Source organism: Klebsiella michiganensis (genome assembly GCA_000963575.1).
Lineage (GTDB): Bacteria > Pseudomonadota > Gammaproteobacteria > Enterobacterales > Enterobacteriaceae > Cedecea > Cedecea michiganensis_A.
In genome coordinates this window covers 4,492,097-4,505,646 of the sequence record CP011077.1, presented here as the reverse complement: position 1 = coordinate 4,505,646, position 13,550 = coordinate 4,492,097, and the positions used below count along the sequence as shown (strand labels likewise).

Genomic DNA, 13,550 nt, shown 5'->3' with positions numbered 1-13,550 from the left:
GGGGCGAGCATGTTTAATTTTTTAAAAGTCCCGGCAAGCGCCGCGCCGCTCAGCGACAAAAGTGAGATTGATGCCCGCTACCGCTACTGGCGTCGTCATATCCTGATCACTATCTGGCTCGGCTACGCGCTGTTTTACTTTACCCGCAAAAGCTTTAACGCCGCCGCGCCGGAAATCCTCGCCACCGGCGTAATGGCTCGCACCGATATCGGCCTGCTGGCGACGCTGTTTTATATCACCTACGGCTTGTCGAAATTCTTCTCCGGGATCGTGAGCGACTTTTCCAATGCCCGCTACTTTATGGGCATCGGGCTGATTGCCACCGGCATGGTAAATATTCTGTTTGGCTTCTCGACCTCGCTCTGGGCGTTTGCGCTGCTGTGGGCGCTGAACGCTTTTTTCCAGGGCTGGGGATCGCCGGTGTGCGCCCGGCTGCTGACGGCGTGGTATTCCCGCAGCGAGCGCGGAGGCTGGTGGGCTGTCTGGAACACGGCGCACAACGTGGGTGGGGCGTTAATCCCGATCATCATGGGCGCTGCGGCGCTGCAGTACGGCTGGCGTGTCGGGATGATGATCGCCGGCGGCCTGGCGATTATCGCCGGATTATTCCTCTGCTGGCGGCTGCGCGACAGGCCACAAACCGTGGGCTTGCCGGCGGTGGGCGACTGGCAGCATGATGCCCTGGAAATCGCTCAGCAGCAGGAAGGCGCGGGGCTGACGCGCAAAGAAATCCTCTACAAGTACGTGCTGGTTAACCCTTACATCTGGCTGCTCTCTCTGTGCTACGTGCTGGTGTATGTGGTGCGGGCGGCGATCAACGACTGGGGCAATCTTTATATGTCCGAAACGCTCGGCGTCGGGCTGGTTACCGCCAACTCAGCGGTGACGATGTTTGAGCTGGGCGGGTTTATTGGTGCGCTGGTGGCGGGGTGGGGCTCGGACAAGCTGTTCAACGGCAACCGGGGCCCGATGAACCTGATCTTCGCCGCCGGTATCCTGCTTTCCGTTGGCTCGCTGTGGCTGATGCCTTTTGCCAGCTACGTGATGCAGGCGGCCTGCTTCTTTACCACCGGGTTTTTCGTGTTTGGGCCGCAGATGCTGATTGGCATGGCGGCGGCAGAATGCTCGCACAAAGAAGCTGCGGGGGCGGCGACGGGGTTTGTCGGATTGTTTGCTTACCTTGGCGCATCGCTTTCCGGCTGGCCACTGGCGCGGGTGATCGACATCTGGCACTGGAGCGGCTTTTTTGCCGTTATCGCCATTGCCGCCGGCATATCAGCTTTGCTGCTGCTGCCGTTCTTAAACGCCCAGGCTCCGCGCGAAGCTGACGAAGCGTGATACGCCTCACCCTTTTACCCGATAAAGGGCAAAACTAAGAAATATTCCCGGTTCGGCCTGGACGCTGTCTCAGGCCAGTTTACTCGCTGATTTTTACAATGCCTGCCATTAAGCAGGTATTCAAATCAGGAGTCATCCATGCTGGCCTTTCTAAACCAGGTGCGCAAGCCCACCCTGGATCTGCCGCTCGAAGTGCGGCGCAAAATGTGGTTTAAACCGTTTATGCAGTCGTATCTGGTGGTGTTTATCGGCTACCTGACGATGTACCTGATCCGCAAAAACTTTAACATCGCCCAGAACGACATGATCTCCACCTACGGGCTGAGCATGACGCAGCTGGGGATGATCGGCCTTGGCTTCTCCATCACCTACGGCGTGGGCAAGACCCTGGTTTCATATTACGCGGACGGCAAAAACACCAAGCAGTTCCTGCCGTTTATGCTGATCCTTTCCGCCATCTGTATGCTTGGCTTCAGCGCCAGCATGGGGGCGGGCTCGGTTAGCCTGTTCCTGATGATTGCCTTCTACGCCCTGAGCGGCTTCTTCCAGAGTACCGGCGGCTCGTGCAGCTACTCGACCATTACCAAGTGGACACCACGCCGCAAGCGCGGTAGCTATCTGGGGATGTGGAATATCTCCCATAACCTCGGCGGGGCAGGTGCGGCCGGCGTGGCTCTGTTTGGCGCTAATTACCTGTTTAACGGCCACGTCATCGGGATGTTTATCTTCCCGTCCGTTATCGCCCTGATTGTGGGCTTTATTGCCCTGCGCTACGGCAGCGACTCCCCTGAGTCCTACGGCCTGGGGACTGCCGAAGAGCTGTTTGGCGAAGAGGTCAGCGAAGAAGACAAAGAAGCTGAAGACAACTCGATGACCAAATGGCAGATCTTTGTTGAGTATGTGCTGAAAAACAAAGTGATCTGGCTGCTGTGCTTCTCCAACATCTTCCTGTACGTGGTGCGCATCGGCATCGACCAGTGGTCTACCGTCTATGCCTTCCAGGAGCTGAAACTCTCCAAAGAGGTCGCGATTCAGGGCTTCACGCTGTTTGAAGTGGGGGCGCTGGTTGGCACCCTGCTGTGGGGCTGGCTGTCTGACCTCGCCAATGGCCGTCGCGCGCTGGTGGCCTGTGTGGCGCTGGCATTGATCATCGCTACGCTGGGCGTGTATCAACATGCCAGCAATCAATATGTTTACCTGGCTTCGCTGTTCGCCCTTGGCTTCCTGGTCTTCGGCCCGCAGTTGCTGATCGGCGTGGCGGCCGTCGGCTTCGTGCCGAAGAAAGCCATCGGCGCGGCAGACGGTATCAAAGGCACCTTCGCCTACCTGATCGGCGACAGCTTTGCCAAACTGGGCCTGGGGATGATTGCCGACGGGACGCCAATCTTCGGCCTCACCGGTTGGGCCGGGACGTTTGCTGCCCTGGATGCCGCCGCAATCGGCTGTATTGTGCTGATGGCCATCGTAGCGGTATTTGAAGAGCGTAAAATTCGCCGCGAGAAAAAGATCCAACAGTTGAAGATCGCTTAAGCACATTTTGAACAGTCCGAGCCCGGCATAACGCCGGGCTTTTTTATGCCTGCGATTAACGCCGGCGCGAGGCATTACCGGGAAAAGTGATTGCGCTATACTGCACGGCATTCATAGATAGCAAATTGTCGTTAAGCTGCCGGGTATCTGAGTTCATGATTTGGATTATGTTAGCCACGCTCTGCGTGGTGTTTATTGTCGGCTTTCGGGTGTTGACCTCTGACTCCCGGCGGGCCATTCGCCGACTGAGTGAGCGGCTGGGGATCGACGTGGTGCCGGTAGAATCAATGATCGATCAAATGGGGAAAGCGCAGGGCGACGCATTTTTGCAGTATCTGCATCGCCCGGATGAGTCCCATTTGCAAAATGCGGCGCAGGTTTTGCTTATCTGGCAGATGGTGATTGTGGACGGCAGCGATCAAAATCTTCAGCAGTGGTACCGGAGGCTACAAAAGGCGCGGCTTGCCACGCCGATTACCGACGCTCAGGTTCGCCTGGCCCTGGGGTTTCTGCGAGAAATGGAGCCGGAGAAGCCTGAGATCACGGCTTTTCAGATGCGCTATAACGGCTACTTTCAGCCCGAAGATGGCGTGCACTGGCTACACTGATGCCCGCCTTTTCCCGGGGGGTTACAGCGTTTTGAGCATGGTGACTTCGCAATCCACATGGCCGGTGCAGCCGAGTGGGGCGGGGATATGCTCAAAGCCTAAATGTTCGTACAGCCCAACGGCTTCTTTCAGAAACGCGGTGGTTTCCAGGTAGCAGCGCCTGAAGCCCTGAGCCCGGGCATGATCCAACGCCTGTAGCGCTAGCTTCTTCGCTAACCCTTTGCCGCGAACCACCGGCAGGAAATACATTTTCTGCAGTTCACAAATGTCCGGTTCGCTACACGATAACGGCGCCACGCCGCCGCCTCCCACCACTTCGCCGTTGATTTCTACCACCCAGTACGCATGGCCTGGCTGGCTGTAGAGCTGATAAAGCTCATCAAGATTAGGGTCGGCGACGGTATAGCCTTTATCGGCGGTCAGGCCGTATTCAGCCGATACCTGGCGAATAACCCGGGCGATAGCCGAATTGTCTTCGGCAGCAATCCGGCGCAGCTGGAGCTTCACATCAACCGGGGCTGTGGTGTTCATCATGTGACTCATAGGCTTAGGGAAGGATAAAAGCAGTTAATAGCACTTCATTACTGAGGGTGCAAGCTGGATAAAAAACGCCCCACACCGAAGTGCGGGGCGAATTATGCCGCGAGCCAGATTACAGGGCGGCGATAACAGCCTGCTGTTCAATCAGCTTAGCTTTTGCGTCGGCAAAGCCTTCGAGACGCTCACGCTCTTTGGCGACAACGTCAGCCGGTGCGCGGGCGACAAAGCCTTCGTTGGACAGTTTGCCTTCGATCTTGCCGATTTCGATTTCGATCTTGGCGACTTCTTTCGCCAGTCGCTCGATCTCAGCGGCTTTATCCACCAGGCCGGCCATCGGGATCAGCAGCTCTGCGCCATCGATAATCTTGGTCACGGAAACCGGGCCTTTATCATCGACAGGCAGAATAGTGATGCTTTCCAGACGAGCCAGGTTCTGCAGGAAGGTGCGGTTTTCGCTCACGCGACGAATAGCCTCTTCGCTACAGCCACGCAGCAGTACGTCCAGACGCTTGCTTGGGGCAATGTTCATCTCGGCGCGAATATTACGCACCGCGGTGATCACGTCCTTCAGCCACTCGGTGTCGGCGAACGCCGCTTCATCAACCTGAGACGCATCGTAGGCCGGGAATTCCTGCAGCATGATGGTGTCTGCGGTGATGCCCTTCAGCACTTTCACGCGCTGCCAGATGGTTTCGGTGATGAATGGAATGATCGGGTGCGCCAGGCGCAGCAGCCCTTCCAGCACGTTCACCAGCGTATTGCGGGTGCCGCGCAGTTCGGCTTCAGAACCACCGTTCATGACCGGCTTGGTCAGCTCCAGGTACCAGTCACAGAACTGGTTCCAGGTGAACTCGTACAGGATGTTGGCCGCGATGTCGAAGCGGTAGCTGTCCAGCGCTTCGCGGTACGCTTTCACGGTGCGGTTAAACTCGGCCAGGATCCAGCGATCGGCCAGAGACAGTACCATTTCGCCGCCGTTGAAACCGCAATCCTGCTCTTCGGTGTTCATCAGCACGAAGCGGCTGGCGTTCCAAAGTTTGTTACAGAAGTTACGGTAGCCTTCGAGGCGCTTCATGTCCCAGTTGATGTCGCGGCCGGTAGAGGCCAGCGCGGCCAGGGTGAAGCGCAGGGCGTCGGTGCCATGCGGCTCGATGCCGTTCGGGAACTGTTTCTCGGTGCGTTTGCGGATTTTCTCCGCGAGCTGCGGCTGCATCATGTTGCCGGTGCGTTTCTCCAGAAGATCTTCCAGAGAGATGCCGTCCACCATGTCCAGCGGATCGATAACGTTGCCTTTGGATTTGGACATCTTCTGGCCTTCGTCATCGCGAATAAGGCCGGTCATGTAGACGGTCTTAAACGGCACCTGCGGCTTACCGTCTTCATCTTTGATGAAGTGCATGGTCAGCATGATCATGCGGGCAATCCAGAAGAAGATGATGTCGAAGCCGCTGACCATTACGCTGGTCGGGTGGAAGGTACGCAGCGCCTCGGTGTTTTCCGGCCAGCCCAGGGTGGAGAAGGTCCACAGGCCAGAGGAGAACCAGGTGTCCAGCACGTCTTCGTCCTGGCGAAGCTCAACGTCGGCACCCAGGTTGTTTTCGGCGCGAACTTCCTCAACGTTCCGGCCAACGTATACGTTGCCTTCAGCGTCGTACCAGGCCGGGATACGGTGGCCCCACCACAGCTGGCGGGAGATACACCAGTCCTGAATATCGCGCATCCAGGAGAAGTACATGTTTTCATACTGCTTAGGCACGAACTGGATGTCGCCCTGCTCGACGGCTTCTACCGCCACTTTTGCCAGCGGCGCGGTACGCACATACCACTGGTCGGTCAGCATTGGTTCGATAACCACGCCGCCGCGGTCGCCGTAAGGCACGGTCAGGTCGTGTGGTTTGATTTCATCCAGCAGGCCCATTTCGTCGAACTTCGCTACCACGGCCTTACGTGCTGCAAAGCGCTCCAGTTTCTGGAATTCAGCCGGGATGTCAGACGCGTAAACGCTGGACTCTTCGCCATTGGTATCAAACACTTCTGCTGCTTCGCGGATATCACCGTCGAAGGTCAGAATGTTGATCATTGGCAGCGCGTGGCGGCGGCCAACTTCGTAGTCGTTAAAGTCGTGCGCCGGGGTGATTTTCACGCAGCCGGTGCCCTTTTCCATGTCCGCGTGCTCGTCGCCCACGATAGGAATGCGGCGGTTAACCAGCGGCAGCACCACGAATTTACCAATCAGATCTTTATAACGCGGGTCTTCCGGGTTAACGGCCACGCCGGTATCACCTAGAACGGTTTCCGGACGGGTGGTGGCGACGATCAGGTAGTCTTTACCGTCTGCGGTTTTTGCGCCATCGGCCAGCGGGTAACGCAGGTGCCACATGGAGCCTTTGGACTCGCGGTTTTCAACTTCGAGGTCGGAAATCGCGGTACGCAGTTTCGGATCCCAGTTGACCAGGCGCTTGCCGCGGTAAATCAGGTCTTCTTTATACAGACGGACGAACACTTCTTTCACCGCGTTGGACAGGCCTTCGTCCATGGTGAAGCGCTCGCGCTCCCAGTCTACGGAGTTGCCGAGACGACGCATCTGACGGGTAATGGTGCCGCCGGATTCTGCCTTCCACTGCCAGATTTTGTCGATGAACGCATCGCGGCCGTAATCGTGGCGAGTTTTACCTTCTTCGGCGGCAATTTTACGTTCTACAACCATCTGGGTTGCGATACCGGCGTGGTCGGTGCCCGCCTGCCACAGGGTGTTTTTGCCCTGCATGCGCTGGTAGCGGATCATGGTATCCATGATGGTTTGCTGGAAGGCGTGACCCATATGCAAACTGCCGGTGACGTTCGGCGGTGGGATCATGATGCAGAAGCTTTCCTGGCTGGTGTCGCCATTCGGTTTGAAGTAGCCCTGCTGTTCCCAGTGCTCGTAAAGCGGCTGTTCGATATCTTGCGGGTTATATGTCTTTTCCATTGTCTGCTATGTCGTTCCCGGCGGGGTATAGGTCGCCGTAGTCAAGTGGAAACCGGCAACGCGATACGCTTTGTAGCGTTCACGGGCCAGTTGTTTCTGGGATTCTTCGTAAGGTACGAAGTCTATCACTTCCAGGAAAGCGGTGGCAAAATCTGCGAACTGCGGCAGCAGACTAATCAGAAGATCGCGCGGTGCGCTGCCCCGGCGCTGAGGCCATGCCAGTTCAACCGGTGCACCATAGCGCGGGCCTTCACCGGCCAGATTGTGCGGGACGAATGCCTGGGCGTCTCGCTGCCAGAGCGCTTCGTCGAGGCGAATCGCCTGCTGTTCGTTCTCGCAGGCGACCAGCACCCGCTTACCTGCACGGAATCTATCCGCAGCCAGCTCGCACACCAGCTGTTCCACGGCACTTAGCCCTTCGGCATGAGTGTCGTTATCCAGCAGGTAAAACGTTGCGTTTTTCATGAGACCAGCTTGTTAAGTTGAATGTTGGTGCCCCTCACCCTAACCCTCTCCCAAAAGGGGCGAGGGACCAAACGGGGTTACATCGCTCCCTTAGTCCAAATGGGCGAGAGAGCGAAACGGACTTGTTTTACGCCCTCTCCCGGGAAGTGGGAGGGGCATAAATCACTTCCCCCTCTCCCTCCCCGGGAGAGGGCCGGGGTGAGGGTAAGGTTTTTTGCTTACTCTTCGCCGTTAAACCCGGAACGGTTCAACAGGAACTGAGACAGCAGGGCGACGGGACGACCGGTTGCGCCTTTTGCCTTGCCGGAGCGCCATGCGGTACCGGCGATGTCCAGGTGAGCCCAGTTGTATTTACGGGTAAAGCGGGACAGGAAGCATGCCGCGGTAATCGCGCCGCCAGGACGGCCGCCAATGTTTGCCATATCGGCAAAGTTGGACTCCAGCTGTTCCTGATACTCGTCACCAAGCGGCAGACGCCATGCGCGGTCACCCGCCTGCTCAGACGCGCTGATAAGCTCATGCGCCAGCGGGTTATGGTTAGACATCAGGCCGGTGATGTGATGGCCAAGGGCAATCACGCAGGCGCCGGTCAGCGTCGCGACGTCGATAACCACTTCCGGCTCGAAGCGCTCGACGTAGGTCAGCACGTCGCACAGGACCAGACGGCCTTCGGCATCGGTGTTCAGGACTTCAACGGTCTGGCCGGACATCGTCGTCAGCACATCACCCGGGCGATAAGCGCGCCCGCCTGGCATGTTTTCACAGCCGGCAAGTACGCCAATGACGTTCACCGGCAGGTTCAGTTCAGCAACCATGCGCATCACGCCGTAAACGGAAGCCGCGCCGCACATGTCGTACTTCATCTCATCCATGCCTTCGGCAGGCTTGATGGAGATACCGCCGGAGTCGAAGGTTAAGCCTTTGCCGACCAGCACAATCGGACGAGCATCCGGGGAGGCATTGCCTTTATATTCAATCACCGACATCAGCGATTCGTTCTGAGAACCTTCGCCTACCGCGAGATAAGAATGCATGCCCAGCTCTTTCATCTGTTGTTCGCCAATCACGCGGGTGACCACGTTTTTGCTGAACGAGTCCGCCAGCTGGCGGGCCTGAGAGGCCAGGTACGCGGCGTTACAGATGTTTGGCGGCATGTTGCCGAGATCTTTCGCGGCTTTGATGCCGGAAGCGATAGCCAGTCCATGCTGAATGGCGCGCTCACCGCTGGTCAACTCACGACGAGTTGGCACGTTGAACACCATTTTACGCAGCGGGCGGCGTGGTTCGGTTTTGTTGGTTTTCAGCTGATCGAAGCTGTACAGCGTCTCTTTAGCAGTCTCAACCGCCTGGCGTACTTTCCAGTAGGTGTTGCGGCCTTTGACGTGCAGTTCGGTCAGGAAGCAAACGGCTTCCATTGAGCCTGTGTCGTTGAGCGTGTTGATTGTTTTCTGAATCACCTGCTTGTACTGGCGCTCGTCGAGCTCGCGCTCTTTGCCGCAGCCAATCAGCAGAATGCGTTCAGACAGCACGTTCGGTACGTGGTGAAGCAATAGGGTTTGCCCTGGTTTTCCTTCCAGCTCACCACGGCGCAGAAGCGCGCTGATGTAGCCATCGCTGATTTTATCGAGTTGTTCTGCGATCGGGGACAGGCGACGCGGTTCAAAGACTCCCACAACGATGCAGGCACTACGCTGTTTCTCGGGGCTACCGCTTTTTACACTGAACTCCATGCACTACGCTCCTGAATCTTAAAGACAACGGCGGGGGCTACAGGCTAGAATTGCAAGCTTTCGTAACTCATCTCCGCTGTTGCGATGACTTCGTGTTAATCTTAACGAATGGATTTACGTTTTCTATTGTGTCTGAACATCGTCCCGTAATGCGAGTTCGCCGGGCTATCTAATCTTAGCGATGTTTTCGACGATTAAAGAGAATAAATGACGTATAAGCGATGAAACAAGCGATTTTCCTGCAAAAAGACTCGTTTCTACAGGCGTATTTAATGTGATTATCATAAAGTATCTGGTTCGGGAGACGCTTAAGAGCCAACTGGCGATCCTTTTCATCCTGCTGCTGATTTTCTTTGCTCAGAAGCTGGTCAGGATCCTCGGTGCTGCCGCCGACGGCGAAATCCCGACAAATCTGGTGTTTTCTTTGCTGGGTTTAGGTGTGCCTGAAATGGCGCAACTGATCCTCCCCCTGAGCCTTTTCCTCGGCTTGCTGATGACGCTCGGCCGCTTGTACACCGAGAGTGAAATCACGGTAATGCATGCTTGTGGTCTGAGTAAAGCAGTACTGGTTAAAGCCGCGATGGTTCTCGCACTCTTCACCGGTATTGTGGCCACCGTAAACGTGATGTGGCTGAACCCGTGGTCCGCTCGTCACCAGGACGAAGTGCTGGCTGAAGCCAGAGCCAACCCCGGCATGGCTGCTCTGGCCCAAGGGCAGTTCCAGGTCGCGACTAACGGCAGCGCGGTGCTGTTTATCGAAAGCGTGAAGGGGAAAGCGTTTAACGATGTTTTCCTTGCCCAGGTACGTCCTAAGGGCAGTACGCGCCCTTCGGTTGTGGTCGCGGACTCGGGCCAAATCTTCCAGCGCCCGGACGGCACGCAGATCGTGAAGTTGAATACCGGCACCCGCTTTGAGGGGACTTCGACGCTGCGCGATTTCCGCATTACAGATTTTAAAGATTACCAGGCGGTGGTGGGGCATCAGGCGGTGATGCTTGATCCCTCCGATATCAGCCAAATGAGCATGACCGAACTGTGGAAGAATCCGGATCCCTCTGCGCGCGCCGAGCTGCACTGGCGCCTGACGCTCATCATGTCGGTGGTGATAATGGCCCTGATGGTTGTCCCATTGAGCGTGGTGAACCCGCGCCAGGGGCGCGTGCTGTCGATGCTTCCAGCCATGCTGCTCTACCTGGTCTTCTTCCTGCTGCAAAGTTCTTTGCGCTCCAGCGGCTCAAAGGAAAAACTGGACCCGATGATTTGGATGTGGGTCGTCAACCTGGCGTATCTGGCGCTGGCCGTTGCCCTGAACCTGTGGGACACGGTACCTATGCGTAAAGTGCGTGCCCGCTTTAGCTATAAAGGAGCGGTTTAAATGTTTGGTGTACTTGACCGTTACATCGGTAAAACCATTTTAAACACCATCATGATGACGCTGTTTATGCTGGTGTCGCTGTCGGGGATTATTAAGTTCGTTGACCAGTTAAAGAAAACGGGCCAGGGCTCTTATTCCGCGGCAGGAGCGGGGATGTACACCCTGCTTAGCGTTCCAAAAGATGTCCAGATCTTCTTCCCGATGGCGGCCTTACTAGGTGCGTTACTGGGGCTGGGGATGCTTGCTCAGCGCAGTGAGCTGGTGGTGATGCAGGCGTCCGGGTACACCCGGATGCAAATCGCCTCCTCGGTGATGAAAACCGCTATCCCGCTGGTGTTGCTGACCATGGCAATCGGTGAATGGGTAGCCCCTCAGGGCGAGCAAATGGCCCGTAATTACCGTGCGCAAATGCTGCTTGGTGGCTCATTGCTGTCCACTACCAATGCCATTTGGGCGAAAGATGGCCATGACTTCGTGTACATCGACCACGTTAACAACGAGTCAGAAATTGCCGGCATCATGATTTACCATTTCAACGGTGAGCGCCGTTTGCTTTCGGTACGCAACGCCGCGTCAGCGAAGTATGACGCCGAGCATAAAGTCTGGCGTCTGTCGCAGGTTGACGAGTCAAACCTCTCCGATCCGAAGCAGATCACCGGGTCACAAACCGTGAGCGGGGAATGGAAAACAAATCTGACGCCCGACAAGCTTGGCGTGGTTGCGCTTGACCCCGACTCGCTGTCGATCAGCGGGCTGTATGATTACACCAGATACCTGAAAACCAGCGGCCAGGATTCCCGACGCTACCAGCTCAATATGTGGAGCAAGATTTTCGCCCCGGTTTCGGTGGCGGTGATGATGCTAATGGCGCTGTCGTTCATCTTTGGCCCGCTGCGTAGCGTGCCGATGGGCGTGAGAGTGGTGACGGGGATAAGCTTCGGTTTTATCTTCTACGTGCTGGATCAGGTGTTTGGCCCGCTAACGCTGGTGTATAACATTCCACCGATTGTGGGGGCGCTGCTGCCTAGCGTGACCTTCCTGCTTATCAGCCTCTGGATGCTGACGAAAAGAGCGGGATAAGTTTACCCTCACCCTAACCCTCTCCCTAAAAGGGAGAGGGGATCTTCCTGATAATACTCTGCTTTTCCTTTGCCTCGAGCTGCAGGCTCGCGACGACACGGTGTTGCTTTTCCCTCTCTCCCTAAAAGGGATAAGGGATCTTCCTGATAATATTCTGCTTTTCCTTTGCCTCGAGCTGCAGGCTTGCCGACGACATGGTGTTGCTTTTCCCTCTCTCCCTAAAAGGGAGAAGGGATCTTCCTGATAATATTCTGCTTTTCCTTTGCCTCTAGCTGCAGGCTTGCCGACGACACAGTGTTGGTTTTCCCTCTCTCCCTAAAAGGGAGAAGGGATCTTCCTGATAATATTCTGCTTTTCCTTTGCCTCGAGCTGCAGGCTTGCCGACGACACGGTGTTGCTTTTCCCTCTCTCCCTAAAAGAAAGGGGGGATCTTCCTGATAATATTCTGCTTTTCCTTTGCCTCGAGCTGCAAGCTTGCCGATGACACGGTGTTGCTTTTCCCTCTCTCCCTAAAAGGGAGAAGGGATCTTCCTGATAATATTCTGCTTTTCCTTTGCCTCGAGCTGCAGGCTCGCGACGACACGGTGTTGCTTTTTCCTCTCTCCCTTTGGGAGAGGGTCGGGGTGAGGGTCATCAGTGGATAAACATCACCGACACACACAAAATCCCAATAATCAGCGTCAGCAGGTTGGCCAGCGAGCGCCACGGCTTCAGTGCGGGCACAAGGTAAGTCGACAGCGTTGGCATAATGAATAAAATCAGGGCAATAAGCGGCCCGCTGATGGCGTAAATCATCGCCAGTGCATTCGGGTTGATATAACACACCACGAAGGTCAGCAGGGAAATCAGGGTAAGGGACAGCGCCCGGCAGAAAGCCCGACTCTTGCTCATCCCGGCGGCGCCCAGCGTGGACTTAACTATCGCCGTCGCCCCTTCGATCACCCCGAAATAGGTGCCCAGGAATGACTTAGACATCGCCACTATCGCAACGATAAAACCTGAAATCCCCAGCCAGGCCGGCGTGCCCGGTACCATCGACAGCGCGGACAGAATAGTCAGACCTTGCGCCTTCGCCGCCGTAATATCCTGGGCTGGAATCGACAGGAAGCAGCTAAACACGAAGAACAGCACGCTGCAGCAAATCACAAAGTAAGCCACTCGCATGATTTTCTTGCAGTTATTCATCGCGCCTTCGCCGTGGCTTTCGCGCTGTGCTACCGCAAAAGTAGAGATAATGGGCGTGTGGCTGAAGGCAAAGACCATCACCGGAATTGACATCCAGATCTCACCCAGCGCGTGCCGGTCGAGGACTAAGCCCTCGGTAAGCAAGGAAGTCTGCCAGCTACTGGTCAAATAGAGGGACAAAAACAGGAAGTAAGCAATCAGCGGGAAAACCAGGAACCCCATTACTTTGATGGTCACCTGCCGCCCCATCAGGAAGATCAGGTTCAGCGCCGCAACGACGCCGAGGCTAACCAACACCCTGATTGTGGTGGTGATCGGCCCGTGTTTGGCCAGTTGCTCGATGAGCGAATTGGTAATCGCGACGGCATAAATCAGGATCACCACGAAGAACGCCAGGAAGTAGAGCCCGGTGATCAGGTTGCCGATAGTTTTGCCGTAGTAATGGGTCACGGCGCTGGTGATGCCGCCGCTGCCCGAGGTTTTCGCCGACAGGATGAACTGACACAGCGCCCGGTGTGGCCAATAGGTCAGCGGGTAGGCAATCAATGCCGTGAGAAGGAGAACGATGGCCCCGGCTGAGCCGAGCTGAATAGGGAGAAAAAGGGTTCCTGCGCCAACGGCAGTGCCATATAAGGCGAAACTCCACAAAGTTTCTTCTTTTGTCCAGAATTTGCGCATTATTTAATCTTTTCTTCTGACTGAGTTCAAAAAACTGGCGTAATCTAGCACAA

The 13,550-nt window shown here is 56.2% G+C and carries 10 protein-coding genes; 5 read left to right on the top strand and 5 right to left on the bottom strand.

Annotation, left to right across the window (positions count from 1 at the left end; all coding sequences use genetic code 11):
• Positions 1-9 precede the first annotated feature (9 nt).
• From VW41_20850 to VW41_20840, 3 genes are all read left to right on the top strand, one after another.
• Positions 10-1,338 (top strand): regulatory protein UhpC, encoded by a 1,329-nt coding sequence (locus VW41_20850; GenBank protein ID AJZ91291.1) that lies wholly within the window; start codon positions 10-12, stop codon positions 1,336-1,338.
• A gap of 138 nt (positions 1,339-1,476) precedes the next feature.
• Positions 1,477-2,868, top strand: a complete 1,392-nt coding sequence (gene uhpT / locus VW41_20845) for a sugar phosphate antiporter (GenBank protein AJZ91290.1) — start codon at positions 1,477-1,479, stop codon at positions 2,866-2,868.
• Between the two features lie 155 nt (positions 2,869-3,023).
• Entirely contained in the window at positions 3,024-3,476 is a 453-nt protein-coding gene (locus tag VW41_20840) for a hypothetical protein (protein AJZ91289.1), read from the top strand.
• 21 nt (positions 3,477-3,497) lie between these two features.
• Here the strand turns inward: VW41_20840 and VW41_20835 are convergent, their stop codons facing one another.
• From VW41_20835 to VW41_20820, 4 genes are all read right to left on the bottom strand, one after another.
• The gene (locus tag VW41_20835) at positions 3,498-4,007 is read right to left on the bottom strand and encodes an acetyltransferase (GenBank protein AJZ92039.1); all 510 of its coding nucleotides are present in this window, start codon (positions 4,005-4,007) and stop codon (positions 3,498-3,500) included.
• Between the two features lie 121 nt (positions 4,008-4,128).
• Positions 4,129-6,984, bottom strand: a complete 2,856-nt coding sequence (locus VW41_20830) for a valyl-tRNA synthase (protein AJZ91288.1) — start codon at positions 6,982-6,984, stop codon at positions 4,129-4,131.
• A gap of 6 nt (positions 6,985-6,990) precedes the next feature.
• Positions 6,991-7,449, bottom strand: coding sequence for a DNA polymerase III subunit chi (locus tag VW41_20825; protein ID AJZ91287.1), 459 nt, complete (start codon positions 7,447-7,449; stop codon positions 6,991-6,993).
• 218 nt (positions 7,450-7,667) lie between these two features.
• The gene (locus VW41_20820) at positions 7,668-9,179 is read right to left on the bottom strand and encodes a multifunctional aminopeptidase A (GenBank protein ID AJZ91286.1); all 1,512 of its coding nucleotides are present in this window, start codon (positions 9,177-9,179) and stop codon (positions 7,668-7,670) included.
• Positions 9,180-9,453: 274 nt separating this feature from the next.
• Here VW41_20820 and VW41_20815 point away from each other — a divergent pair, with 274 nt between their 5' ends.
• Together VW41_20815 and VW41_20810 are read left to right on the top strand one after the other, a co-directional pair.
• Positions 9,454-10,554: a lipopolysaccharide ABC transporter permease gene (locus VW41_20815; GenBank protein AJZ91285.1), complete on the top strand. Its 1,101-nt coding sequence runs from the start codon at positions 9,454-9,456 to the stop codon at positions 10,552-10,554.
• Positions 10,555-11,634, top strand: coding sequence for a lipopolysaccharide ABC transporter permease (locus VW41_20810; protein ID AJZ91284.1), 1,080 nt, complete (start codon positions 10,555-10,557; stop codon positions 11,632-11,634). It abuts the gene before it with no gap.
• A 633-nt stretch (positions 11,635-12,267) separates the two neighbouring features.
• Here the strand turns inward: VW41_20810 and VW41_20805 are convergent.
• Positions 12,268-13,497 carry a transporter gene (locus VW41_20805; GenBank protein ID AJZ91283.1) on the bottom strand — a complete coding sequence of 410 codons (1,230 nt, stop codon included), beginning with the start codon at positions 13,495-13,497 and terminating at the stop codon, positions 12,268-12,270.
• Between the last annotated feature and the right edge of the window lie 53 nt (positions 13,498-13,550).